General features: G+C 69.8%; 19 protein-coding genes and 1 pseudogene. 16 read left to right on the top strand and 4 right to left on the bottom strand.

Features of this window, described 5'->3' with window-relative positions; genetic code table 11:
• Positions 1 to 110: 110 nt before the first annotated feature.
• The gene (locus tag OG285_RS13475; protein WP_356828970.1) at positions 111 to 749 is read left to right on the top strand and encodes a hypothetical protein; all 639 of its coding nucleotides are present in this window, start codon (positions 111 to 113) and stop codon (positions 747 to 749) included.
• A 227-nt stretch (positions 750 to 976) separates the two neighbouring features.
• On the opposite strand, the gene OG285_RS13470 is transcribed toward OG285_RS13475, so the two are convergent.
• Entirely contained in the window at positions 977 to 1,657 is a 681-nt protein-coding gene (locus OG285_RS13470; protein ID WP_356828968.1) for a DUF899 family protein, read from the bottom strand.
• Between the two features lie 197 nt (positions 1,658 to 1,854).
• Positions 1,855 to 2,676 carry a C40 family peptidase gene (locus OG285_RS13465; RefSeq protein WP_356828966.1) on the bottom strand — a complete coding sequence of 274 codons (822 nt, stop codon included), beginning with the start codon at positions 2,674 to 2,676 and terminating at the stop codon, positions 1,855 to 1,857.
• A 750-nt stretch (positions 2,677 to 3,426) separates the two neighbouring features.
• Between OG285_RS13465 and OG285_RS13460 the strand changes: the two genes are divergently transcribed.
• The 15 genes and pseudogenes from OG285_RS13460 to recQ all read left to right on the top strand — a co-directional run bounded on the left by OG285_RS13460 (position 3,427) and on the right by recQ (position 21,985).
• On the top strand, positions 3,427 to 3,786 hold the full coding sequence (locus tag OG285_RS13460) for an NADH-quinone oxidoreductase subunit A (RefSeq protein WP_250299117.1): 360 nt from the start codon (positions 3,427 to 3,429) through the stop codon (positions 3,784 to 3,786).
• 18 nt (positions 3,787 to 3,804) lie between these two features.
• Positions 3,805 to 4,359, top strand: a complete 555-nt coding sequence (locus OG285_RS13455; RefSeq protein WP_356828963.1) for an NADH-quinone oxidoreductase subunit B family protein — start codon at positions 3,805 to 3,807, stop codon at positions 4,357 to 4,359.
• Positions 4,290 to 5,078 (top strand): annotated as a pseudogene (locus OG285_RS13450) (NADH-quinone oxidoreductase subunit C); the annotation flags it as partial. The gene OG285_RS13455 and the pseudogene OG285_RS13450, both read left to right, overlap by 70 nt.
• Entirely contained in the window at positions 5,078 to 6,421 is a 1,344-nt protein-coding gene (locus OG285_RS13445; RefSeq protein WP_356828959.1) for an NADH-quinone oxidoreductase subunit D, read from the top strand. The pseudogene OG285_RS13450 and the gene OG285_RS13445, both read left to right, overlap by 1 nt.
• A 53-nt stretch (positions 6,422 to 6,474) precedes the next feature.
• Positions 6,475 to 7,287: an NADH-quinone oxidoreductase subunit NuoE gene (gene nuoE, locus OG285_RS13440; protein ID WP_356828957.1), complete on the top strand. Its 813-nt coding sequence runs from the start codon at positions 6,475 to 6,477 to the stop codon at positions 7,285 to 7,287.
• Complete coding sequence (gene nuoF, locus OG285_RS13435; RefSeq protein WP_356828955.1) at positions 7,287 to 8,672, top strand: NADH-quinone oxidoreductase subunit NuoF; 1,386 nt, start codon at positions 7,287 to 7,289, stop codon at positions 8,670 to 8,672. The genes nuoE and nuoF overlap by 1 nt, the downstream gene beginning before the upstream one ends.
• The gene (locus tag OG285_RS13430) at positions 8,669 to 11,218 is read left to right on the top strand and encodes an NADH-quinone oxidoreductase subunit G (RefSeq protein ID WP_371791055.1); all 2,550 of its coding nucleotides are present in this window, start codon (positions 8,669 to 8,671) and stop codon (positions 11,216 to 11,218) included. Before nuoF ends, OG285_RS13430 begins: the two co-directional genes overlap by 4 nt.
• A gap of 35 nt (positions 11,219 to 11,253) precedes the next feature.
• Positions 11,254 to 12,585 carry an NADH-quinone oxidoreductase subunit NuoH gene (gene nuoH, locus OG285_RS13425; protein WP_356829108.1) on the top strand — a complete coding sequence of 444 codons (1,332 nt, stop codon included), beginning with the start codon at positions 11,254 to 11,256 and terminating at the stop codon, positions 12,583 to 12,585.
• Positions 12,578 to 13,240, top strand: a complete 663-nt coding sequence (nuoI, locus tag OG285_RS13420) for an NADH-quinone oxidoreductase subunit NuoI (protein WP_356828951.1) — start codon at positions 12,578 to 12,580, stop codon at positions 13,238 to 13,240. Before nuoH ends, nuoI begins: the two co-directional genes overlap by 8 nt.
• Positions 13,237 to 14,112 carry an NADH-quinone oxidoreductase subunit J gene (locus OG285_RS13415; RefSeq protein ID WP_356828949.1) on the top strand — a complete coding sequence of 292 codons (876 nt, stop codon included), beginning with the start codon at positions 13,237 to 13,239 and terminating at the stop codon, positions 14,110 to 14,112. The genes nuoI and OG285_RS13415 overlap by 4 nt, the downstream gene beginning before the upstream one ends.
• The gene (gene nuoK / locus OG285_RS13410; protein ID WP_129773108.1) at positions 14,109 to 14,408 is read left to right on the top strand and encodes an NADH-quinone oxidoreductase subunit NuoK; all 300 of its coding nucleotides are present in this window, start codon (positions 14,109 to 14,111) and stop codon (positions 14,406 to 14,408) included. The genes OG285_RS13415 and nuoK overlap by 4 nt, the downstream gene beginning before the upstream one ends.
• Before the next feature lie 14 nt (positions 14,409 to 14,422).
• Positions 14,423 to 16,318: an NADH-quinone oxidoreductase subunit L gene (nuoL, locus tag OG285_RS13405; protein ID WP_371791054.1), complete on the top strand. Its 1,896-nt coding sequence runs from the start codon at positions 14,423 to 14,425 to the stop codon at positions 16,316 to 16,318.
• Positions 16,319 to 16,322: 4 nt separating this feature from the next.
• Positions 16,323 to 17,942 (top strand): NADH-quinone oxidoreductase subunit M, encoded by a 1,620-nt coding sequence (locus OG285_RS13400; protein ID WP_356828945.1) that lies wholly within the window; start codon positions 16,323 to 16,325, stop codon positions 17,940 to 17,942.
• Positions 17,939 to 19,591 (top strand): NADH-quinone oxidoreductase subunit NuoN, encoded by a 1,653-nt coding sequence (gene nuoN, locus OG285_RS13395; RefSeq protein WP_371791053.1) that lies wholly within the window; start codon positions 17,939 to 17,941, stop codon positions 19,589 to 19,591. The genes OG285_RS13400 and nuoN overlap by 4 nt, the downstream gene beginning before the upstream one ends.
• Before the next feature lie 288 nt (positions 19,592 to 19,879).
• Entirely contained in the window at positions 19,880 to 21,985 is a 2,106-nt protein-coding gene (recQ, locus tag OG285_RS13390) for a DNA helicase RecQ (protein WP_371791052.1), read from the top strand.
• A gap of 56 nt (positions 21,986 to 22,041) precedes the next feature.
• Here recQ and OG285_RS13385 read toward each other — a convergent pair whose 3' ends face one another.
• Together OG285_RS13385 and fahA are read right to left on the bottom strand one after the other, a co-directional pair.
• Entirely contained in the window at positions 22,042 to 22,689 is a 648-nt protein-coding gene (locus tag OG285_RS13385) for a GPP34 family phosphoprotein (RefSeq protein ID WP_371791051.1), read from the bottom strand.
• Positions 22,686 to 23,912, bottom strand: a complete 1,227-nt coding sequence (fahA, locus tag OG285_RS13380) for a fumarylacetoacetase (RefSeq protein WP_371791050.1) — start codon at positions 23,910 to 23,912, stop codon at positions 22,686 to 22,688. Before fahA ends, OG285_RS13385 begins: the two co-directional genes overlap by 4 nt.
• Positions 23,913 to 24,063: the final 151 nt, after the last annotated feature.

Raw genomic sequence — 24,063 nt, 5'->3', positions numbered from 1 at the left:
CCGCCCCGCTCGCCATCTCACGGTGTGTAGGTAACAGCAGATCCGGCCGGCCGCCCTGCGGGAGCAGGCGGAGGCGCCGCATCCTGATATCCCATGGGGGGATTTCCATCATGACCACTCGCCTTGCACGCCGTACCGCCCGTTCCGCCGCCCTGGTGGCCGTCGCCGCCGCTGCGGCGTTCTCGCTGACCGCCTGCCAGAGCGGGGGCAAGGACGCGGCCGGCCCGGAGAAGAAGGACTCCGTCGCCGCTGCCTCCGCCTCCCTCACCGGCAATGGCGGTGTGGTCAGCGACTCCAAGACCAGCACGGACAAGAGCCAGATCACGACCGAGGCGGCATCCCCGTTCCGCACCCAGACCCTGCCGGACGGCAGCAAGGCCGAGATCTACAAGGTCGGCGACCAGAACTACCGTGCCAGGATCGTCAACCGCGGTTCGCTCCTGGCCACGATGGAGACGCACGACACCGACGCCGGGCTCGACGCCAACGACATGTTCATCGAGCTGGGGATGGACGGCACGGTCCACTCCTGGATGGGCGGCGGGCACCAGGGACCGGGCACCTTCAAGGTCGCGGGTGGCTGGAAGGTCAAGGTCACGAAGATCGGCGACGTCCGGTTCCGCGCGCAGATCATCGGCCACGACGGCGTGGCCGCCACGCTGAACGCGAACCAGCACGACGTCGGCGTCAACGCCAACGGCATCTACATGGTGCTCAGCGACGGCGGCGTGCTCAGCGCCCACTCGTAAATCCCCTGCCCCGCTGTGGCGGTGGAGCTGCCTCCGGTGGCTCCACCGCCACAGCGGCGTAAGCGGTCGACCGGCCCTGAAGACCGGGCAGGGCCTCGGTTGTGATCCTGGCCCGCATCAAGATGTGGGCCGATGTCACGGGCTCCGCACACCGTCAAAGGCCCCGCGGGCATACGCAGTCGCAGGGGCGGACGGCCCGTCTCCCCACCAGGAACACCGGACAGGACCTAGTAGCGGAGTGAGGCGCTCCAGTCGCCCCGGCCCCGGGTGGTGAGGTCGAGGAACTGCCATACCGGGCTGAGCAGGTCGATGCCCCGCTGGTCGATGTCGTCGGACATCCGCGGGTGGCCCGAGTAGACGTGGCGTACCGATCCGTCGTCGTCGCGGGTGAACACCGACACCGTCGAGTCCTGGACGCCCTCGGCGTCCTCGCTGCCCAGGTCGTACTTGAACGTGCCGGTACCGGCGCTGAGCAGACGCAGATCCGTCCACTTCCGGTCACGGGCGTGGGCGCGGAGCGCCGGCAGGCCGGCCGCCGCGACGATCGCGAGATCGACGTTCTGCGCCACGTGGTGGGCCACGCCGTTGTACCCGTCGATCCACATCGTGCACATGGGGCACGGCTCGGTCTGCTGCTTGCCGTACATGAGGTGGTAGACGACCAGGTCCCGCCCGGGTCCGGTGAACAGCTCGCTCAGGCGCACGGTCTTCGCCGGCGCGTCACCGGCCCGCAGATCGGCCGGGCCCTCCTCGAAGACGTAGTCGTCGACGACCGGGCCCGGCGGCAGCCCGCGGCGCAGGGCGGCGACGCGTTCGCGGTGCCGCATCAGCTCGATCTCGGCCTGCTGCAGCTCCTCGCGGGCGCTGACGTATGCGGCCGATTCCCCGGTGAGATTGGTCTGACGCATCGCTACCTCCGGCTGGGCCGCTGGGTGGTGGCAGCGGCCACCATCTGTTCCGGCCCAGCAGCGTAGGCCCGCGCACCGGTCGCGCCGGGCAGCGAAACGGCGGGATCACTCGGCCGCCGCACGCCGAAGGGCCACCACTCCCGAGCGGGGAAGTGACGGCCCTTCGGCGTGCGAGCGTTGCTCAGCTGCCCGGAGGCTCAGAGGACGCGGACCGCGCCGGTCGGCTGGTCGTAGTCCAGGGGGCGCTCGACCACACCGGTGCTCGGGTTCTGCGCGCCGACGAACTGGCCGCCGCCGACGTAGATGGCCACGTGGTACGCGCTGCCGGAGCTGCCCCAGTACAGGATGTCGCCGGGCTGCAGGTTGCTCAGCGAGACCTGGGTGCCCGCGGTCGACTGGCCCTCCGAGACGCGGGGGAGGTCGACACCGACGTTCTTGTACGCGGCCTGGACCAGACCCGAGCAGTCCCAGGAGCTGGAGCCGGTGCCGCCCATGACGTACGCGTCGCCGATGTGGGACTTCACGAAGCTCACGATGGACGCGGCGGAGCCGGAGCCCACGGAGGAGCTGGAGGACGTGCTGGCGGCCGTGGTGACGGCGTGCAGCGCCGTACGGGCGGAGGAGCGCGAGGCGCGCGCGGCGGCGTCAGCCTTCGCCTTGGCCTCGGCCTCGGCCTTGGCCTTCTCCTCGGCCTTCTTCTTGGCCTCGGCCTTGTGCACGGCGTCCGTCTTGGCCTTCTTGGCCGCCTTGGCGGCGTCCTGGGCCGCGGTGTCCTGCTGGGCCTGCTGCTGCAGGTCGGCGGCGACCTGCTCCGTGACGTCGGCGACCTGGGCCGCGCTGAGGGTGGGCATCTGGATGGTGCTCTCGTTCACCGGCTCGGCCGCGTTCGCCGAACCAGCTGCACCCGCCACTGCGATGGTGCTGAGAACGCCACCGGCAACTCCGGCCCGGAGCGCGGTCCTGGCTGCGCTGCGCGGGCGGGGCTTCCGGTGGCTGGGTATGTGAGCGGTGTGGGACATGAGCACTACCGCTATCAGTCATTCCGGGGTGGCTTCAACAAACGTGTGTTGCGCCACAGTTACGACTGGAGCAGTTCATTCCGGTTGCCTGCGGCCTTTATTGACGCCGAAACGGGCAATACGGGCACGTGCGATCAAGGTCGTGATCATGGGCTTTCTGCAATACGCCCGAATTGCCCGACGCCTACCATCCGTTCACGAGGATGGCCAAGCCCTGTTTCTCCGGTGCCCGGCCCGGGTGAGGCAGGTCACATGGTCGCCGTGAACCGGAGGGTGGCGGCGCTGCGTCCGCGACCGGCGTCACGAATCCCCCTTCTTCCGGGTCGCTCGTGAACGTGTGCACGCACCCCTCCGCGGCCGTCGCGCTCCTCCCCGGGGGAGCCGAAGAGCGATATCACCCATCCGTGTCCATCGCCAATTTGCATGTATGGGCCACCACTTGATAGTGGTGCACGCCCTCGACCAGCGATAACACAGTGAGATGTCACGTCTCGTGACCACTCGCGCGCTTCACGTATGAAGATCACCGGTCATCCGACTTGATGATCCTTCGTCAGGTGGTGGAGATCACAAAGGCGTTGTCGTACCCCGTGTCGCAGATCACAGACCGGCGGGCATAGGATGCGGGGCAGTCGGGCTTGTGACCTGCTTCACATATTCGCGATCTTCGTCAGGACGGCGGGGGAGCGAGGCGGATGAGCCGGCCCGATGCGGTCCAACGGTCAAGGACGACTGGAAGGAGCGAGGAGCGTGAATGCCTACGCGCCCATCCTCGTGCTCGGCGCCCTCGGGGCAGGGTTTGCGATCTTCTCCGTGGTCATGGCCACGCTTATCGGTCCCAAGCGCTACAACCGGGCGAAGCTCGAGGCGTACGAGTGCGGTATCGAACCGACACCCACGCCGGCCGGAGGCGGCCGTTTCCCCATCAAGTACTACCTGACGGCGATGCTTTTCATCGTCTTCGACATCGAGATCGTCTTCCTCTACCCCTGGGCGGTCACCTTCGACTCCCTGGGGCTTTTCGGGCTCGTCGAGATGCTGCTCTTCGTGCTCACCGTCTTCGTCGCCTACGCGTATGTGTGGCGGCGCGGCGGTCTGGAATGGGACTGAGGGGCTGAGGAGCACACCATGGGACTCGAAGAGAAGCTGCCGAGCGGATTTCTGCTGACCACCGTCGAACAGGCCGCCGGCTGGGTGCGGAAGTCCTCCGTCTTCCCGGCCACCTTCGGCCTCGCCTGTTGCGCCATCGAGATGATGACGACGGGTGCGGGCCGCTACGACCTCGCGCGGTTCGGCATGGAGGTCTTCCGCGGTTCGCCGCGGCAGGCGGACCTGATGATCGTGGCAGGGCGGGTGAGCCAGAAGATGGCGCCCGTCCTGCGGCAGGTCTACGACCAGATGCCCAACCCCAAGTGGGTCATTTCCATGGGGGTTTGCGCGTCTTCAGGCGGTATGTTCAACAATTACGCAATTGTTCAGGGTGTAGATCATATCGTCCCGGTTGATATCTATTTGCCCGGTTGCCCGCCGCGTCCCGAGATGCTGATGGACGCCATCCTCAAGCTCCACCAGAAGATCCAGGGCTCCAAGCTCGGGGTCAATCAGGTCGAAGCGGCCCGCGAGGCGGAGGAGGCGGCCCTCAAGGCGCTCCCGACGATCGAGATGAAGGGGCTGCTGCGGTGAGCGGCGACGAAGAACAGCGCGCAGAGAACGGCGCGGCGCCCGCCCCGCGCGGCGAAGCCGGTGAGGTCATCGGCGTACGCAAGGGGATGTTCGGCGCCCGGAACGGCGGGGACACCAGCGGATACGGCGGTCTCGTACGGACCGTGGCCCTGCCCGGCGCCACGAACCGCCCCTACGGCGGCTGGTTCGACGAGGTCGCCGACGAGCTGGAGGGCGCGCTGGAGGAGCAGGGGCTCGTCCCGGAGAACGCCATCGAGAAGACGGTCGTCGACCGGGACGAACTCACCTTCCACATCGACCGCGAGCACCTGCTGACCGTGGCGAGGACGCTGCGCGACGACCCGGCCCTGCGCTTCGAGCTGTGCACCGGCGTCAGCGCCGTGCACTTCCCCGGCGACAAGGGCCGCGAACTCCACGCCGTCTACCACCTGCGCTCGATCACCCACGGCCGGCTGATCCGGCTGGAGGTCGGCACGCCGGACGCGGACCCGCACATCCCGTCGCTGGTCGAGGTCTATCCGACGAACGACTGGCACGAGCGCGAGGTCTACGACTTCTTCGGCCTGATCTTCGACGGCCACCCGGCCCTCACCCGGATCATGATGCCGGACGACTGGCAGGGCTTCCCGCAGCGCAAGGACTACCCCCTGGGCGGGATCGCCATCGAGTACAAGGGCGCCCAGATCCCTGCTCCGGACCAGCGGAGGTCGTACACCTGATGACCACTTCCAGCGAAGCTCCCCGCGCCTCGGCCGCCTCGGCCCGCGAGACGACCGAGGGGACTGTATATACAGTCACCGGCGGCGACTGGGACGAGGTCGTCCAGTCCGCGGCCAAGGCCGACGACGAGCGCATCGTCGTCAACATGGGTCCGCAGCACCCGTCCACCCACGGAGTGCTCCGGCTCATCCTGGAGATCGACGGCGAGACCGTCACCGAGGCCCGCTGCGGCATCGGCTACCTGCACACCGGTATCGAGAAGAACCTCGAATACCGGACCTGGACCCAGGGCACCACGTTCGTCACGCGCATGGACTACCTGACGCCGTTCTTCAACGAGACGGCGTACTGCCTGGGCGTCGAGAAGCTGCTCGGCATCGAGGAGCAGATCCCCGACCGCGTCTCGGTGATCCGGGTCCTCCTGATGGAGCTCAACCGGCTCTCCTCGCACCTGGTGGCCATCGCCACCGGCGGCATGGAGCTGGGCGCGACGACGATCATGATCTACGGCTTCCGGGACCGTGAACTCGTCCTCGACATCTTCGAGCTGATCACCGGACTGCGGATGAACCACGCGTTCGTCCGGCCCGGCGGACTGGCCCAGGACCTGCCGCCCGGCGCCGTGGACCAGCTGCGCGAGTTCCTCAAGACGATGCGCAAGAACCTGCCGGAGTACGACAAACTCGCCACCGGCAACCCGATCTTCAAGGCGCGCATGCAGAACGTCGGCTATCTCGACCTGGCCGGCTGCATGGCGCTCGGCGCTACGGGTCCGATCCTGCGCTCCGCGGGCCTCCCGCACGACCTGCGCAAGTCCGACCCGTACTGCGGCTACGAGAACTACGAGTTCGACGTGCCGACCGCCGACACCTGCGACTCGTACGGCCGCTTCCTGGTCCGCCTCGAAGAGATGCGCCAGTCGCTGCGGATCGTCGAGCAGTGCCTGGACCGGCTGGAGCCGGGCCCGGTCATGGTCGCCGACAAGAAGATCGCCTGGCCCGCGCAGCTCGCGCTCGGCCCGGACGGACTCGGCAACTCGCTCGACCACATCAAGAACATCATGGGCACCTCCATGGAGGCCCTGATCCACCACTTCAAGCTGGTGACCGAGGGCTTCCGGGTCCCGGCCGGACAGGCGTACACCGCCGTCGAGTCGCCCAAGGGCGAACTCGGCGTCCACATGGTCTCGGACGGCGGCACCCGCCCGTACCGGGTCCACTTCCGCGACCCGTCCTTCACCAATCTCCAGGCGATGGCGGCGATGTGCGAGGGCGGCCAGGTCGCCGACGTCATCGTGGCCGTCGCGTCCATCGACCCCGTGATGGGAGGCGTCGACCGATGACGGAAGCTCATGCGGCGGCTCCGGCGGCAACGACCGCCCCGACGAGTCTGGGCATGCCCCAGCTCCCCGCCCCCGATTACCCGGCCGACGTACGCGCCAGGCTCGACGCGGACGCCAAGGAGATCATCGCCCGCTACCCGGGCAGCAGGTCCGCGCTGCTCCCGCTGCTGCACCTGGTACAGGCCGAGGAGGGGTACGTCACCCGGACCGGCGTCCGGTTCTGCGCGGAGGCGCTGGACCTGACCACCGCCGAGGTCACCGCGGTCTCCACCTTCTACTCGATGTACCGGCGCAAGCCGAGCGGCGACTACCAGGTGGGCGTCTGCACCAACACGCTCTGCGCGGTGATGGGCGGCGACGCCATCTACTCCGCGCTCCGCGAGCACCTCGACGTCGGCGACGGCGAGACCACCGAGGACGGCAAGGTCACGCTGGAGCACATCGAGTGCAACGCGGCCTGCGACTTCGCGCCGGTCCTGATGGTCAACTGGGAGTTCTTCGACAACCAGACCGTCGAGTCCGCGAAGCGGCTCGTCGACGACCTCCGGGACGGACAGCAGGTCACCCCGACCCGGGGCGCGCCGCTCTGCACCTACCAGGAGACCTCCCGGATCCTGGCCGGCTTCCCCGACGAGCGGGACGGGGCGGTCGAGTCGACCGGCGGCGCCGGGCACGCGTCCCTGGTGGGCCTGCGGCTCGCGAAGGGGGAGGCGCCGCAGCCGCGCGTGGTGTCCCCGCGCGGCGGGTCGCCCAAGGCCCCGCCCCAGCCCGGCTCCGAGCACCTCAGCTCGCACGACGCACCGCAGCAGACCTCGGCCTCCGACCCGGAGAACCCGGCAGGCCCCGTGGCCGAGGAGGGGGAGTGATGAGCGTGGCAACCGAGCTCAACGGAAGCGGGAACGGCGAGGGCGACGGCGAGACCAGCCCGGAGAAGCTGCTCACCCCCGTCCTCTCGGCCTTCTGGGACCAGCCGGAGTCCTGGACCCTGGAAACGTACAAACGGCACGACGGGTACGAGGGGCTGAAGAAGGCCCTCGCCATGGCGCCCGACGACCTCATCGCCTACGTCAAGGACTCCGGTCTGCGCGGGCGCGGCGGCGCGGGCTTCCCCACCGGGATGAAGTGGCAGTTCATCCCGCAGGGCGACGGTAAGCCGCACTACCTGGTCGTCAACGCCGACGAATCGGAGCCGGGGACCTGCAAGGACATCCCCCTCCTCTTCGCCAACCCGCACTCCCTCATCGAGGGCATCGTGATCGCCTGCTACGCGATCAGGTCCTCGCACGCCTTCATCTATCTGCGCGGCGAAGTCGTCCCCGTACTGCGGCGGCTGCACGAAGCCGTCCGCGAGGCGTACGCGGCGGGCTACCTCGGCAAGGACATCCTGGGCAGCGGACTCGACCTCGACGTCATCGTGCACGCGGGGGCGGGCGCGTACATCTGCGGCGAGGAGACCGCGCTGCTCGACTCCCTGGAGGGCCGCCGCGGCCAGCCCAGGCTCCGGCCTCCTTTCCCCGCTGTCGCCGGGCTCTACGCATGTCCCACTGTGGTGAACAACGTGGAGTCCATCGCCTCGGTTCCCGCGATCCTGAACCGGGGCAAGGACTGGTTCAAGTCGATGGGCACCGAGAAGTCCGCCGGGTTCACGCTGTATTCGCTCAGCGGGCACGTCACCAGCCCCGGCCAGTACGAGGCACCGCTCGGCATCACCCTGCGCCAGCTGCTCGACATGAGCGGCGGGATCAGGCACGGACACCGGCTCAAGTTCTGGACCCCGGGCGGCTCCTCGACCCCGATGTTCACCGACGAGCACCTCGACGTCCCGCTGGACTACGAGGGCGTGGGCGCCGCCGGTTCGATGCTCGGCACCAAGGCGCTCCAGTGCTTCGACGAGACGACCTGCGTGGTGCGGGCCGTCACGCGCTGGACCGAGTTCTACGCGCACGAGTCCTGCGGCAAGTGCACGCCGTGCCGCGAAGGGACCTACTGGCTGGTCCAGTTGCTCCGCGACATCGAGGCCGGAAAGGGCGAGATGTCCGACCTCGACAAGATCAACGACATCGCGGACAACGTCAACGGCAAGTCGTTCTGCGCACTCGGCGACGGCGCCGCGTCACCGATCTTCTCCTCGCTCAAGTACTTCCGTGAGGAGTACGAGCAGCACATCACCGGCAAGGGCTGCCCGCTCGACCCGGCCCTGTCGACCGTCTGGGCCGACGAGCCCCGCCACACCTCGGAGGTGAACGCATGACAGTACTTCAGCCTGACAGTGGCTCCGCCACGGGCGAACGCGCTCCCTCCGGGGGCGGCGAGGCGGCGGTCCCGCCCGAGGACCTGGTGTCGCTGACCATCGACGGCATCGCGATCTCCGTCCCGAAGGGGACCCTGGTCATCCGCGCCGCCGAACAGCTCGGCATCGAGATCCCGCGCTTCTGCGACCACCCGCTCCTCGACCCCGCGGGCGCCTGCCGCCAGTGCATCGTCGAGGTCGAGGGCCAGCGCAAGCCGATGGCCTCCTGCACCATCACCTGCACCGACGGCATGGTCGTCAAGTCGCAGCTGACCTCGCCGGTCGCCGAGAAGGCCCAGCACGGTGTGATGGAGCTGCTCCTCATCAACCACCCGCTGGACTGCCCGGTCTGCGACAAGGGCGGCGAATGCCCCCTGCAGAACCAGGCGATGTCGCACGGCAACTCCGACTCCCGGTTCGACGGCAGGAAGCGGACCTTCGAGAAGCCCGTACCGATCTCCACACAGGTGCTGCTCGACCGCGAGCGGTGCGTGCTCTGCGCCCGCTGCACCCGCTTCTCCAACCAGATCGCCGGCGACCCGATGATCGAGCTGATCGAGCGTGGCGCGCTCCAGCAGGTCGGCACCGGCGAGGGCGACCCGTTCGAGTCGTACTTCTCCGGCAACACCATCCAGATCTGCCCGGTCGGCGCACTCACATCGGCGGCCTACCGGTTCCGGTCCCGCCCCTTCGACCTGGTGTCGTCGCCTTCGGTGTGCGAACACTGCGCGGGCGGCTGCGCGACCCGCACCGACCACCGGCGCGGCAAGGTCATGCGGCGGCTCGCCGCCAACGACCCCGAGGTCAACGAGGAGTGGCTCTGCGACAAGGGCCGCTTCGGCTTCCGCTACGCGCAGCGCCCGGACCGGCTCACCACCCCGCTCGTACGGAACGAGGACGGTGTCCTGGAACCGGCCAGCTGGCCGGAGGCGCTGGAGCGGGCCGCGAACGGTCTCGCCGCGGCGCGCGGCCGGGCCGGTGTGCTGACCGGCGGCCGCCTCACCGTCGAGGACGCGTACGCCTACGCCAAGTTCGCGCGCGTCGCCCTCGGCACCAACGACGTCGACTTCCGCGCCCGGGTGCACTCCGCCGAGGAGGCCGACTTCCTGGCCGCCCGCGTCGCCGGACGCGGCAAGGACCTCGACGGCACGGGAGTCACCAACACCTCCCTTGAGCAGGCCCCGGCCGTCCTGCTCGCCGGATTCGAGTCCGAGGAGGAGGCCCCCGGCGTCTTCCTGCGGCTGCGCAAGGCGCACCGCACGCACGGGCAGCGCACCTTCTCCCTCGCCACCCACGTCACCCGCGGCCTGGCGAAGGCGGGCGGCACACTGCTGTCCGCCGCACCCGGCACCGAGACCGAGTGGCTGGACGCCATCGCGGGCGGGGTCGGCCTGGACGCCGAAGGGCAGCAGGCCGCCGAAGCCCTCCGCGAGGACGGCGCGGTGATCCTCGTCGGCGAACGGCTCGCTGCCGTACCCGGCGCGCTCACCGCCGCCGTCCGCACCGCGGCCGCCACCGGCGCCGCCCTGGTGTGGGTGCCCCGCAGGGCCGGGGAGCGCGGCGCCGTCGAGGCGGGCGCGATCCCCGCGCTGCTGCCCGGCGGCCGCCCCGCCACCGATCCGCGGGCCCGCGAGGAGGTGGCCGCGGTCTGGGGCGTACGCGAACTCCCGCACCGCTTCGGCCGGGACACCGGACAGATCCTCGAAGCGGCCGCCACCGGCGAACTGGGCGCGCTGCTCGTCGCGGGCGTCGAGACCGCGGACCTCCCCGACCCGGCGCGCGCCGAGGAGGCGCTCGACAAGGTCGGCTTCCTGGTCTCGCTCGAACTCCGGCCCGGCGCGGTCACCGACCGCGCCGACGTGGTCCTCCCGGTGGCCGCCGCCGCCGAGAAGGCGGGCACCTTCCTCAACTGGGAGGGCAGGGCACGGCTCTTCGAGGCGTCGCTCAAGCCCGAGCAGATGACGCGCACCCTGGCCCCGGCCGACTCGCGGGTGCTGCACATGCTCGCCGACGCACTCGACGTCCACTTCGCGCTGCCGGACATCACGTCCGTACGCAACGAGATGGACCGGCTCGGCGCCTGGACCGGGCAGCACGCGGGCGGCCCGGCCGGCACGGCCGAGGCACTGCCCCGCCCCTCCGAGGGCGAGGCCGTACTCGCGGGCCACCGGCTGCTGCTCGACCAGGGGCTGCTGCAACAGGGCGACGACGCGCTGGCCGGCACCCGGCACGCGGCGGTCGCCCGGCTGTCGTCGGCGACCGCCGAGGAGACCGGCGTCAAGGACGGCGACGTCCTCGCCGTCACCGGGCCCGCGGGCGACGTGCGGCTGCCGCTCCAGGTCACCGCGATGCCCGACCGGGTGGTCTGGCTCCCGCTGAACTCGACGGGCGGCGGTGTCCTGCGCGACACCGGCGCCCGCCCCGGCGAGCTGGTGAGGATCTCCGCCGCACCAGCCGCACCAGCCGCACCCGCCGCACCCGCGGCCACGACGGAGGTGGAGGCGTGACGAACTACTACCTCGCAGCGACCGAGGACCTGTCGATGTTCGGACGGGACCCCTGGTGGCTGGTTGTCATCAAGGCCGTCTTCTGCTTCGCCTTCCTGATGATCACCGTGCTCTTCTCCATCGTGTGGGAGCGCAAGGTCGTCGCCTGGATGCAGCTGCGCATCGGCCCCAACCGGCACGGCCCCTGGGGCATGCTCCAGTCGCTCGCCGACGGCATGAAGCTGATGCTGAAGGAAGATGTGATCGTCAAGCGCGCGGACAAGTTCGTCTACGTGCTCGCGCCGGTCGTCGCCGCGGTGCCCGCCTTCATGGCGATCGCGGTGATCCCCTTCGGCCCCTCGGGCAACGAGGTGTCGATCTTCGGTCACCGTACGACGATGCAGCTCACCGACCTGCCGATCGCGATGCTCTACATCCTCGCGGTCGCCTCCGTCGGCATCTACGGCATCGTCCTCGCGGGCTGGTCGTCCGGGTCGACGTACCCGCTGCTCGGCGGCCTCCGCTCCTGCGCGCAGATGATCAGCTACGAGATCGCGATGGGCGCCGCCTTCGCCTCCGTCTTCCTCTACTCGGGGTCGATGTCGACCTCGGCGATCGTGGACGCGCAGAAGGACCGCTGGTTCATCGTGCTGCTGCCGGTCTCCTTCATCATCTACATCGTCACGATGATCGGTGAGACCAACCGCGCCCCGTTCGACATGCCGGAGTCCGAGGGCGACCTGGTCGGCGGGTTCAACACCGAGTACTCGTCCATCAAGTTCGCGATGTTCATGCTCGCCGAGTACGTCAACATGGTCACCGTTTCGGCGGTCTCCGCGACGCTCTTCCTGGGCGGCTGGCGGGCCCCGTGGCCGATCTCGACCTTCTGGGAGGGCGCGAACCACGGCTGGTGGCCGATGCTCTGGTTCGTCATCAAGGTCCAGCTCCTCCTCTTCTTCTTCATCTGGCTGCGCGGCACGCTTCCGCGTGTGCGCTACGACCAGTTGATGAAGCTCGGCTGGAAGGTCCTCATCCCGGTCTCCGTGGTCTGGCTGATGCTGGTGGCGACCGTACGGGCGCTGCGCAACGACAACTACGACTACTCCCGGATCGTGCTCTACGGAGCGGGGGCCGTCATCGCGATCCTGCTGCTCTCCTTCGTCTACGACATCTTCCGCGACAAGCGGGAGAAGCAGGAGCGGGCCGCCGAGGAAGCCGCGGGCCCGGGGCCTGCCTTCGACCCGATGGCGGGCGGCTACCCCGTACCGCCACTGCCGGGACAGACCCTTCCACCGGTACCCCGGCGGCGCTCGCGCACCGAGCGGGAGCTGATTGTCAGTGGCGGCGTGGACACTGTGAGTGACGGAAAGGAGGCTGACGATGCCTGACCGCTCGACTGGGGATTCCGGGGCTTCCGGGGACGAAACCCCTAAGGACAAGGCTCCGTGGCAGAACCCGGTGGCCGGCTTCGGCGTGACCTTCAAGGCCATGTTCAAGAAGCGGCTCACCGAGCAGTACCCGGAGCAGGAGAAGACGACGGCGCCGCGCTTCCACGGGCGGCACCAGCTCAACCGGCATCCGGACGGGCTGGAGAAGTGCATCGGGTGCGAGCTGTGCGCCTGGGCCTGTCCGGCGGACGCGATCTACGTGGAGGGCGCGGACAACACCGAGGAGGAGCGCTACTCCCCGGGCGAGCGGTACGGACGCGTCTACCAGATCAATTACGCCCGCTGCATCCTGTGCGGACTCTGCATCGAGGCCTGCCCCACCCGGGCGCTGACGATGACCAACGAGTTCGAGCTCGCCGACAGCAGCCGCGCCAACCTGATCTACACCAAGGAGCAGCTGCTCGCCGGTCTGGACGAGGGCATGGTCGACTCGCCGCACTCGATCTTCCCGGGCACCGACGAACAGGACTACTACCGGGGCCTGGTGAGCGAGGCCGCTCCCGGCACGGTCCGCCAGACCGCGGTCTCCAAGGGCGAGACGGCCGGGCAGCCGGCCGCCGCGGGCGGGGAGCCGAACGAGGGGGCACAGGCGTGAACTACCTGACCTCCACCGGTGAGGCCTTCCAGTTCTGGGTGCTGGGCACGGTCGCCGTGATCGGCGCGCTCGCCACCGTACTGATGCGGCGTGCCGTGCACAGCGCGCTGAGCCTCGCCGGGACCATGATCATCCTGGCGGTCTTCTACCTCGCCAACGGGGCGTACTTCCTGGGCATCGTCCAGATCGTCGTCTACACCGGCGCGATCATGATGCTCTTCCTCTTCGTGGTCATGCTGGTCGGCGTCACCGCTGCCGACTCGCTCAAGGAGACCATCAAGGGGCAGCGCTGGCTGGCCGTGCTCTGCGGGCTCGGCTTCGGCATCCTGCTGATCGCGGGCATCGCCAACGCCTCGCTCAAGAGCTTCACGGGCCTGGGCAAGGCCAACGCCAACGGCAATGTGCAGGGCCTCGCCGCCCTCATCTTCACCAAGTACGTCTTCGCCTTCGAGATCACCGGCGCACTGCTCATCACGGCGGCGGTCGGCGCGATGGTGCTCACCCACCAGGAGCGCACCGAGAAGGCGCGGACCCAGCGGCAGATGTCCGAGGACCGCGTCCGCAGCAAGCAGCTGCCGCCGCTGCCCGCCCCGGGTGTCTACGCCCGGCACAACGCGGTGGACGTCGCGGGACTGCTCCCGGACGGCACCCCGTCGGAGCTCACCGTCATGCAGACGCTGCGGCAGCGCGGACAGATCCGCGATGTGTCGAGCGAGGCCATGGCGGATCTCAGGGCGCTGGAGCAGCGCTCCGAGGAGCGGCTCGGCCGCACGTCGGGACACGGCCACGACGCCGGGATCGCCGGTGACCGTGACCGGGCCGGCAGCGACCAGCGCGACCGGCTCGACCGCGAAGAGGAGGAGGCGAAGTGAATCCGGTCAACTATCTCTATCTCGCCTCGCTGTTGTTCACCATCGGCGCGGCCGGGGTGCTGATCAGGCGGAACGCCATTGTGGTCTTCATGTGCGTGGAGCTGATGCTCAACGCCTGCAACCTCGCGTTCGTCGCCTTCTCCCGTATGCACGGAAACCTGGACGGCCAGATCATCGCCTTCTTCACGATGGTCGTTGCCGCCGCGGAGGTCGTGGTCGGGCTCGCGATCATCGTGTCGCTCTTCCGTTCCCGCCACTCGGCCTCGGTCGACGACGCCAGCCTGATGAAGCTGTAAGGGGTCGCTGAACAGTGGAGAACCTGATTGCGCTGCTGATCGCAGCGCCTTTGCTCGGAGCGGCGGTACTGCTCTGCGGTGGGCGGCGGCTCGACCGTGCCGGCCACTGGCTCGGCACGCTGTTCGCGGCCGCGTCCTTCGTGCTGGCCGCCGTCCTCTTCGTGAACATGCTGGGCAAGGGAGCGGACCAACGCACCCTGCACCAGCACCTGTTCAGCTGGATCCCGGTGGCCGGTTTCAAGGCCGACGCCGCCTTCCAGCTCGACCAGCTGTCGATGACGTTCGTCCTGCTGATCTCCGGTGTGGGCACGCTGATCCACATCTACTCGATCGGCTACATGGAGCACGACGAGCGGCGCCGCCGCTTCTTCGGCTATCTGAACCTCTTCCTCGCGGCGATGCTGCTGCTGGTCCTCGCCGACAACTACCTCCTGCTGTACGTCGGCTGGGAGGGCGTGGGCCTCGCCTCGTACCTGCTGATCGGCTTCTGGCAGCACAAGCCCAGCGCGGCGACGGCGGCCAAGAAGGCCTTCATCGTCAACCGCGTCGGCGACATGGGCCTGTCGATCGCGATCATGCTGATGTTCACCACCTTCGGCACCTTCGCCTTCGGCCCGGTGCTGCACTCGGTGGGCGGCGCGTCGCAGGGCAAGCTCACCGCGATCGGCCTGATGCTGCTGCTCGCCGCCTGCGGCAAGTCGGCGCAGGTGCCGCTCCAGTCCTGGCTCGGCGACGCGATGGAGGGCCCGACCCCGGTCTCGGCCCTGATCCACGCGGCGACGATGGTGACCGCCGGCGTCTACCTCATCACCCGCTCGGGGGCGATCTTCAACGCCGCACCCACCGCGCAGCTGGCCGTCGTGGTGGTCGGCGCGGTGACGCTGCTCTTCGGGGCGATCGTCGGTTGCGCGAAGGACGACATCAAGAAGGCCCTCGCCGGTTCGACCATGTCGCAGATCGGCTACATGATCATGGCGGCGGGCCTCGGCCCCATCGGGTACGCCTTCGCGATCATGCACCTCGTCACGCACGGCTTCTTCAAGGCCGGGCTCTTCCTCGGCGCCGGTTCCGTCATGCACGGCATGAACGACGAGGTCGACATGCGGAAGTACGGCGGCCTGCGGAAGTACATGCCGGTGACCTTCGTGACCTTCGGCCTCGGCTACCTCGCGATCATCGGCTTCCCCGGCCTCTCCGGTTTCTTCTCCAAGGACAAGATCATCGAGGCGGCCTTCGCCAAGGGCGGCACCGAGGGCTGGATCCTCGGCGGCGCGGCCCTGCTGGGCGCGGGCATCACCGCCTTCTACATGACCCGGGTCATGCTGATGACGTTCTTCGGTGAGAAGCGCTGGGTGCCGGACGCGGAAGGCCACGAGCCGCACCCGCACGAGTCGCCCAGGTCGATGACCATCCCCATGATCATCCTGGCCTTCGGCTCGGTGTTCGCCGGCGCGTTCTTCGGCATCGGCAACCGCTTCCTGCACTGGCTGGAGCCCATCACCGGCCACTCCGAGGGCAATTCACCGGTCAGCGCGGGCGCCGTCACCGCCGGGACGATGGTGGTCCTGGTGATCGGCGTCGCCATCGCCTGGCTCGTCTACGGACGCAAGCCCGTGCCCGCGGTGGCCCCCAAGGGCTCGCTGCTCACCCGCGCCGCCCGGCGCGACCTGCTCCAGGACGACTTCAACCACGTGGTCCTGGTCCGCGGCGGCGAGCACCTCACCCGGTCGCTGGTCTACCTCGACCACTCCCTGGTGGACGGCGTCGTCAACGGCACGGCCGCCTCGGTCGGCGGGCTCTCGGGACGGCTGCGCAAACTGCAGAACGGCTACGCCCGCTCCTACGCGGCCTCGATGTTCGGCGGCGCAGTGATCCTCGTCGCCGCGACCCTGCTGATGAGGGCGGTCTGATCACATGTCCTTTCCCCTCCTGACGGCGACCGCCGCGCTCCCGGCCGTCGGTGCGATCGCCACCGCGGCGGTCCCGGCCGCGCGGCGCACCGCGGCGAAGTGGCTCGCGCTGCTCTTCTCGCTCGGCACGCTCGCCCTGGGCGCCGTCCAGCTCGTCCGGTTCGACCCCGGCGGTGCCCGCTACCAGCTCACCGAATCGCACGCCTGGATCAAGGACTTCGGCGTGCGGTACGAGCTGGGGGTGGACGGCATCGGGCTCGTGATGCTCGCCCTGACCGCCCTGCTCATCCCGTTCGTGATCCTGGCCGGCTGGCACGACGCCGATCCTTCCCCAAGCTCTCAACTCCGTTCGAGCAGCGGAGGCCCCAATGAGACCCGGCCCTATCGATGGCGCCCGACGCAGGGCTTCTTCGCCCTGATCCTGGCCGTCGAGGCGATGGTGATCCTCTCCTTCGAGGCCACCGACGTCTTCCTCTTCTACATCCTCTTCGAAGCCATGCTCATCCCGATGTACTTCCTCATCGGCGGCTTCGGGGACCGGGCGCACGCCGGGGGCGACGAGGCGGCGGCGACCCAACGCTCGTACGCGGCGGTCAAGTTCCTCCTCTACAACCTGGTCGGCGGCCTCCTCATGCTGGCCGCGGTCATCGGCCTGTACGTGGTCGCGGGGAACTTCTCGCTCCAGGAGATCGCCACCGCGCGCGCCAACGGCTCGCTGCACATGGCGACCGGCACCGAGCGCTGGCTCTTCCTCGGCTTCTTCTTCGCCTTCGCGGTGAAGGCGCCGCTCTGGCCGCTGCACACCTGGCTGCCCAACGCCATGGGCGAGGCGACCGCCCCGGTCGCCGTGCTGATCACCGCAGTGGTCGACAAGGTCGGCACGTTCGCGATGCTGCGCTTCTGCCTCCAGCTCTTCCCGGAGGCCAGCAAGTGGGCCACCCCGGTGATCCTGGTGCTCGCGCTGATCAGCATCGTCTACGGCGCGCTGGTCGCGGTCGGCCAGCGCGACATCAAGCGGCTCATCGCGTACGCCTCGGTCTCGCACTTCGGCTTCATCATCCTGGGCATCTTCGCGATGACCAGCCAGGGCCAGTCGGGCGCGACGCTCTACATGGTCAACCACGGGATCTCGACGGCCGCCCTGATGCTGGTGGCCGGGTTCCTGATCTCGCGGCGCGGCTCGCGGCTCATCGCCGACTACGGCGGGGTGCAGAAGGTGGCCCCGGTCCTGGCCGGGACCTTCCTGATCGGCGGTCTCGCCACCCTCTCGCTGCCCGGCCTTTCGCCGTTCGTCAGTGAATTCCTGGTCCTGGTCGGCACGTTCAGCGCGTACCCGGCCGCCGGGATCGTCGCGACCGTCGGCATCGTGCTGGCCGCGCTCTACGTCCTGGTCCTCTACCAGCGCACGATGACCGGCCCGGTAAGGGCGACGGTGCAGGGCATGGCGGACCTCAAGGTCCGTGAACTGGTCGTCGTGCTGCCGCTGATCGCGCTGCTGGTCTTCCTCGGCGTCTATCCGAAGCCGCTGACGGAGATCGTCGACCCGGCCGTGAAGCACACCATGTCCGACGTCCAGAAGAAGGACCCCCAGCCCACCGTGCCCACAGTGGAGGCCGCGAAGTGAGCGCAACAGCTGTCCACAGTCTGTGGACCATGGGGGCGGCGGGCCCCATCGGCAAGATCCCGACCCCGCACATCGAGTACGCGCAGCTCTCACCCGTGCTGATCATTCTCGGTGCGGCCATGCTGGGCGTCCTCGTCGAGGCCTTCGTGCCGCGCCGGGGCCGCTACTACACCCAGGTGTTCCTCGCCGTGGTGGCGATCGTCTCCTCCTTCGCGACGGTCGTCGCGCTGGCGGCGGGCGGATACGGCTCGACCAAGGCGCACATCGCGGCGATGGGCGCCGTCGCGGTCGACGGACCGGCGCTCTTCCTGCAGGGCACCATCCTGCTCGCCTCGCTCGTGGCGATCTTCACCTTCGCCGAGCGCAGGCTCGACCCGGAGGTGCACGGCAACCGCACGGACTCCTTCGCCGCACAGGCCGCGGCCGTGCCGGGCAGCGAGGGCGAACAGGAAGCGGTCAAGGCCGGGTTCACCACCACCGAGGTCTTCCCGCTCGCGCTGTTCGCGATCGGCGGCATGCTCGTCTTCCCCGCGGCCAACGATCTGCTGACGCTCTTCGTGGCACTGGAGGTCTTCTCGCTGCCGCTCTACCTGCTGTGCGCCGTCGCCCGCCGCAAGCGGCTGATGTCGCAGGAAGCGGCCGTGAAGTACTTCCTGCTCGGGGCGTTCTCCTCGGCCTTCCTGCTCTTCGGGATCGCCCTGCTCTACGGCTACGCGGGCTCCGTCTCGTACGCCCGGATCGCCGACGTGGTCGACGGCACCGTGCAGAACGTCGACCCGGCGCTCGCCGACACCATGGGCAACGACGCGCTGCTGCTCATCGGCGGCGCGATGATCCTGCTCGGGCTGCTCTTCAAGGTCGGCGCCGTGCCGTTCCACATGTGGACCCCGGACGTCTACCAGGGCGCACCGACCCCGGTCACCGGCTTCATGGCGGCGGCCACCAAGGTCGCCGCGTTCGGCGCGCTGCTGCGACTGCTGTACGTGGTGCTGCCCGGACTGCGCTGGGACTGGCGGCCCGTGATGTGGGCCGTCGCGATCATCACGATGCTCGGCGGTGCGATCGTCGCGATCACGCAGACCGACATCAAGCGGATGCTGGCCTACTCGTCCATCGCGCACGCCGGGTTCATCCTGGCCGGTGTCATCGCCACCACCCCGGAGGGCATCAGCTCGGTCCTCTTCTACCTGGTGACGTACTCGTTCGTGACGATCGGCGCCTTCGCCGTGGTCACCCTGGTACGGGACGCGGGCGGCGAGGCCACGCACCTCTCCAAGTGGGCGGGTCTCGGGCGGCGTTCACCGCTGGTGGCCGCGGTCTTCGCCGTCTTCCTGCTGGCCTTCGCGGGCATCCCGCTGACCAGCGGATTCAGCGGGAAGTTCGCCGTGTTCAAGGCAGCGGCCGACGGCGGGGCCGGCGGTCTGGTCGTGGTCGGTGTGATCTCGTCCGCCATCGCCGCGTTCTTCTACATCCGGGTCATCGTGCTGATGTTCTTCAGCGAGCCGAAGGCGGACGGCCCGACGGTCGCCGTGCCGTCGCCGCTGACGATGACGACGATCGCCGTGGGGGTCGCGGTCACGCTGGTGCTGGGGCTCGCCCCGCAGTACTTCCTGGACCTGGCCGGCCAGGCGGGATCCTTCGCGCGGTAGCCGGGTTTCCGCACACGATCTCCGCCGTCGGGCGGGCCGGGCGCCTCCGGCCCGCCCGACGGCTTTCGTGCGCGGCTGACCTGGGCTTTCGTGGTCGCCCCTGCGTGAACCAAGGGCGCGGGCCGACGCGTGCGCACTCCGCGATGCACCGCTGTGTCCGGGGATGTCGGTGCGGGACCCTATCGTGGCAGGAGTGACCGGTAGCAGGGACCGGACAGGAGTGACCGGCAGGAGCGGGCGAGGGACCGGCACGACGGGGGACGGAACGATGGAACGCGGGGCGGAACGATGAAGGGGAGTGGCGAGGCAGTGGCCGAGCGTACGGAGCAGGCAGAGCGGACCACGCACGCGCAGGGCGCGGAGAGCGAGGCGCTCAGCACCCTGCACCGGGTCTTCGGCTACGACGCCTTCCGTGGCGAGCAGGAAGAGATCATCGGGCAGGTGGTGGACGGCGGGGACGCCGTCGTGCTGATGCCGACCGGTGGCGGAAAGTCTCTCTGCTACCAGATTCCCGCCCTGGTCAGACCAGGTACGGGCGTGGTGATCTCCCCGCTGATCGCACTGATGCAGGACCAGGTGGACGCGCTGCGCGCCCTCGGGGTGCGCGCGGGCTTCATGAACTCCACGCAGGACTTCGACGAGCGCCGCACCGTCGAGGCCGAGCTGCTCGCCGGCGAGCTGGACCTGCTCTACCTGGCGCCCGAGCGGCTGCGGGTCGAGGCCACCCTCGGCCTGCTGAGCCGGGCGAAGATCTCCGTGTTCGCGATCGACGAAGCGCACTGCGTCGCCAGCTGGGGACACGACTTCCGCCCCGACTACCTGGCGCTCTCGCTGCTCGGCGAGCGCTGGCCGGACGTCCCGCGCATCGCCCTGACGGCCACCGCCACCCGCGCCACGCACCAGGAGATCACCGAGCGGCTCGGCATGCCGGACGCGCGGCACTTCGTGGCGGGCTTCGACCGGCCCAACATCCAGTACCGGATCGTCCCCAAGAACGACCCCAAGAAGCAGCTGCTCGCCTTCCTCAAGGAGGAGCACGCGGGGGACGCCGGAATCGTCTACTGCCTCTCCCGGGCCTCCGTCGAGCGGACCGCCGAGTACCTCTGCAAGAACGGCGTCGAGGCCGTGCCGTACCACGCGGGGCTCGACGCGGGCACCCGCGCGGTCCACCAGTCGCGCTTCCTGCGCGAGGACGGCCTCGTGGTCGTCGCGACGATCGCCTTCGGGATGGGCATCGACAAGCCCGACGTCCGGTTCGTCGCCCACCTCGACCTGCCCAAGTCGGTGGAGGGGTACTACCAGGAGACCGGGCGCGCCGGGCGGGACGGCCTGCCGTCCACGGCGTGGATGACGTACGGGCTCCAGGACGTCGTGCAGCAGCGCAAGATGATCCAGAGCGGTGAGGGCGGCGAGGCGTTCCGCCGCCGGGCCGCGGCCCATCTCGACGCGATGCTGGCGCTCTGCGAGACGGCCGACTGCCGCCGCGCCCAACTGCTCCAGTACTTCGGCCAGGAGGCGGTGACGCCCGCCTGCGGGAACTGCGACACCTGCCTCAGCCCGCCGGAGACCTGGAACGGCACGGTGGCCGCACAGAAGGTGCTGTCGACGGTCGTGCGGCTGGAGCGGGAGCGCAGGCAGAAGTTCGGCGCCGGCCAGATCATCGACATCCTGCTCGGCCGCAGGACGGCCAAGGTCATCCAGTTCGACCACGACCAGCTCTCCGTCTTCGGTATCGGTGAGGACCTGCCGGAGGCCCAGTGGCGCGGCGTGGTGCGGCAGTTGCTGGCCCAGGGGCTGCTGGCCGTGGAGGGGGAGTACGGCACGCTGGTGCTGACCGGGACCAGTGGGTCCGTGCTCTCGGCGGAGACCGAGGTCCGGCTGCGCAAGGAGCCGGAGAAGGCCGTGGTGGCGCGGGCGGCCAAGGGCGAGAAGAAGGCCAGGGCGGCAGCGGCGGCGGCCGATCTGCCCGCCGACGCGGTGCCGGTCTTCGAGGCGCTGCGGACCTGGCGCGGCAAACAGGCCAAGGAGCAGGGTGTCCCGGCGTATGTGATCTTCCACGACGCGACGCTGCGGGAGATCGCCACGGTGCGGCCCGCCACGCTCGGTGAGCTCGGCGGAATCGGCGGCCTCGGCGAGAAGAAGCTCGCGACGTACGGGGAGGGCGTGCTCGGGGTGCTGGGCGAGTCGGCCGGTGCGGGCGGCACCGCACCGGAGCCGGGTGGCACCGCACCGGAGCAGGCCGGTAGGGCACCGGAGCAGGCCGGTGCGGCGGCCCAGCCCGGTGGGCCCGGCCCCTCGGCCCCGGCCCGGGTGCCCGCGCAGGGCGACCCGGACGACCCGGGCGCCTGGGACGAGCCGGACTTCGCGGACTACCCCGACGACCCGGAGGCGTAGGGCGGGGCCTGAGCTCCGGCGTCAGGGGTTACGGAGGAGGCGGGCGAGCCCGGCGCTCACCCTCCGCCGCCGCTCCGGCTCGCCCGGTCGCGTTGGACGGCGCGGTGCACCGCGTGTGCCGTCCACTCCTCGCGTACCAGCTGCCGCATCGCCGAACGGGACCTCCCGCCGTCCCGGGCGACGAACCGGGACAGGCCGATCGCCGAGACGAGCGCGGCCAGGGCGCGGCCGCGCGGGTCCGGGAAGCCGGCCGCCTCCGCCGTGACGAAGCGCTCGCGGGCCTGCGCCGACCAGTTCCGCGGGCCCGCCGGATGGCGGTGGTACGGCAGCAGCCCCGCGAAGCGCCGCGTCTCACGGGTCAGTACGTCCTCGTCCACCAGGTGGTCCAGGTACAGGCCCTCCACCGTGCGGCCGGTCCGGCGGACCCAGTGAGGGGAGCCGACGCCCCCGGCACCCCTCTTCTTCTCCGGGGCGGGCAGCAGATCCAGTACCTGCGCGAGGACCGGATCGCCCGGCAGCAGCGGCTGATCCACCGTCACCTTCCCGCGCGACTCGGAGATCCGCCCCCGCAGCTCCAGTTCGGCCAGGGCCGCACCGGCCATGCCGAACTCCAGATAGCGGTTCCGGCAGAACGGTTTGCCCCGGCTCGGGTCCAGCGCGAGCAGCAGCAGTTCCTCGGGGAGCGTCGGCTCTTCCTGGCTCATGGCGCGGGCACGATCCTTCCGGTCACTTCGCCGAGGCCGACCCGTGTCCCGTCGGGCCCCGGGGCCCAGGCGGTCATCGTCACCTCGTCGCCGTCCTCCAGGAACGCCCTTTTGCCGTCGTCGAGTTCGAGGGGGCGGGTTCCGTTCCAGGTGATTTCGAGCAGCGAGCCGCACTGTTCGGGCGACGGCCCGCTGACGGTGCCCGACCCGAAGAGGTCCCCGGTACGGAGCGAGGCGCCGTTGACCGTCGTATGGGCCAGCATCTGGGCGGCCGTCCAGTACATCCCGGCGAAGGGCGGCTCGGAGATCCGCCGGCCGTTGATGGCGATCGTGAGGTGCAGGTCCAGGCCGCCCGGTTCCTCGGCCGTCGCGTCGTCGAGGTAGGGGAGCAGCGGCAGTTCACGGGCGGGCGGCGCGGTCCGGGCCGCGTCCAGCGCCTCCAGCGGTGTCACCCAGGCCGAGACCGAGGTGGCGAAGGACTTGCCCAGGAAGGGGCCCAGGGGGACGTACTCCCAGGCCTGGATGTCGCGCGCCGACCAGTCGTTGAGCAGCTGGAGGCCGAAGACGTGGTCCCGGTAGCCGACCAGCGGTACGGATTCGCCCTGCGCGGACGGGACGCCGACGACGAAGCCGACCTCCGCCTCGATGTCGAGCTTGACCGAGGGCCCGAAGACCGGCGCCGGGTCCGACGGCGCCTTCCGCTGCCCCGACGGACGTACGACATCCGTGCCCGACACCACGACCGTGCCCGAACGGCCGTGGTAACCGATCGGCAGATGCTTCCAGTTGGGCGTCAGCGCGGCCGAGTCGGGCCGGAAGATGCTGCCGACGTTCGTCGCGTGGTGCTCGCTCGCGTAGAAGTCGACGTAATCGGCGACCTCGTACGGAAGGTGCATCGTGACGTCCGCCACCGGGTGCAGCAGCGGCTCTATGACCGGCCGGTGGGCCGGGACGGTCACCCAGGCGGTCAGCGCGCGCCGCACGTCGCGCCACGCCGTACGGCCCGCCGCGAGCAGCGGGTTGAGCGTGGGGTGGTCGAGCAGCCTGCTGTACGGGGAGCCGAGCGCGATGGCCGCCGCCCCCGCGTCCAGTACGTGGCCGCCGATCCGCACGCCCACCCGGCGCCGGTCGGGATCCTCAGGGGTGGAGAAGACTCCGTACGGCAGGTTGTGCGGGCCGAAGGGATCGCCTTCGGGAAGGTCGAGCGGGCTCTGCTCAGGCATGGGGTGCTGCCTCGCTTTCAGGTCTGTGGACAGACCCACGGTACGGGGGCGGGGCAGGCCGCGTCAGCAGGAAACGTTCGCGCTGCCCCGCCCCCCCCACCGTCCCCCGCACGACCCCACTGCCACCCGGGCACGGCCCCACCGCGCCCCG

The organism is Streptomyces sp. NBC_01471 (genome assembly GCF_041438865.1).
Classification (GTDB): domain Bacteria; phylum Actinomycetota; class Actinomycetes; order Streptomycetales; family Streptomycetaceae; genus Streptomyces.
The sequence above is the reverse complement of the archived record's forward strand: the minus strand, read 5'-3'. Positions and strand labels throughout refer to the sequence as shown.

What these genes read in the sequence shown, in the direction of transcription:
- OG285_RS13475 (WP_356828970.1), top strand. Translation starts at nt 111, where the DNA reads ATGACCACTCGCCTTGCACGCCGTACCGCCCGTTCCGCCGCCCTGGTG.
- OG285_RS13470 (WP_356828968.1), bottom strand. Translation starts at nt 1,657, where the DNA reads ATGCGTCAGACCAATCTCACCGGGGAATCGGCCGCATACGTCAGCGCC.
- OG285_RS13465 (WP_356828966.1), bottom strand. Translation starts at nt 2,676, where the DNA reads ATGTCCCACACCGCTCACATACCCAGCCACCGGAAGCCCCGCCCGCGC.
- OG285_RS13455 (WP_356828963.1), top strand. Translation starts at nt 3,805, where the DNA reads ATGGGACTCGAAGAGAAGCTGCCGAGCGGATTTCTGCTGACCACCGTC.
- OG285_RS13445 (WP_356828959.1), top strand. Translation starts at nt 5,078, where the DNA reads ATGACCACTTCCAGCGAAGCTCCCCGCGCCTCGGCCGCCTCGGCCCGC.
- nuoE (WP_356828957.1), top strand. Translation starts at nt 6,475, where the DNA reads ATGCCCCAGCTCCCCGCCCCCGATTACCCGGCCGACGTACGCGCCAGG.
- nuoF (WP_356828955.1), top strand. Translation starts at nt 7,287, where the DNA reads ATGAGCGTGGCAACCGAGCTCAACGGAAGCGGGAACGGCGAGGGCGAC.
- OG285_RS13430 (WP_371791055.1), top strand. Translation starts at nt 8,669, where the DNA reads ATGACAGTACTTCAGCCTGACAGTGGCTCCGCCACGGGCGAACGCGCT.
- nuoH (WP_356829108.1), top strand. Translation starts at nt 11,254, where the DNA reads ATGTTCGGACGGGACCCCTGGTGGCTGGTTGTCATCAAGGCCGTCTTC.
- nuoI (WP_356828951.1), top strand. Translation starts at nt 12,578, where the DNA reads ATGCCTGACCGCTCGACTGGGGATTCCGGGGCTTCCGGGGACGAAACC.
- OG285_RS13400 (WP_356828945.1), top strand. Translation starts at nt 16,323, where the DNA reads ATGTCCTTTCCCCTCCTGACGGCGACCGCCGCGCTCCCGGCCGTCGGT.
- recQ (WP_371791052.1), top strand. Translation starts at nt 19,880, where the DNA reads ATGAAGGGGAGTGGCGAGGCAGTGGCCGAGCGTACGGAGCAGGCAGAG.
- OG285_RS13385 (WP_371791051.1), bottom strand. Translation starts at nt 22,689, where the DNA reads ATGAGCCAGGAAGAGCCGACGCTCCCCGAGGAACTGCTGCTGCTCGCG.
- fahA (WP_371791050.1), bottom strand. Translation starts at nt 23,912, where the DNA reads ATGCCTGAGCAGAGCCCGCTCGACCTTCCCGAAGGCGATCCCTTCGGC.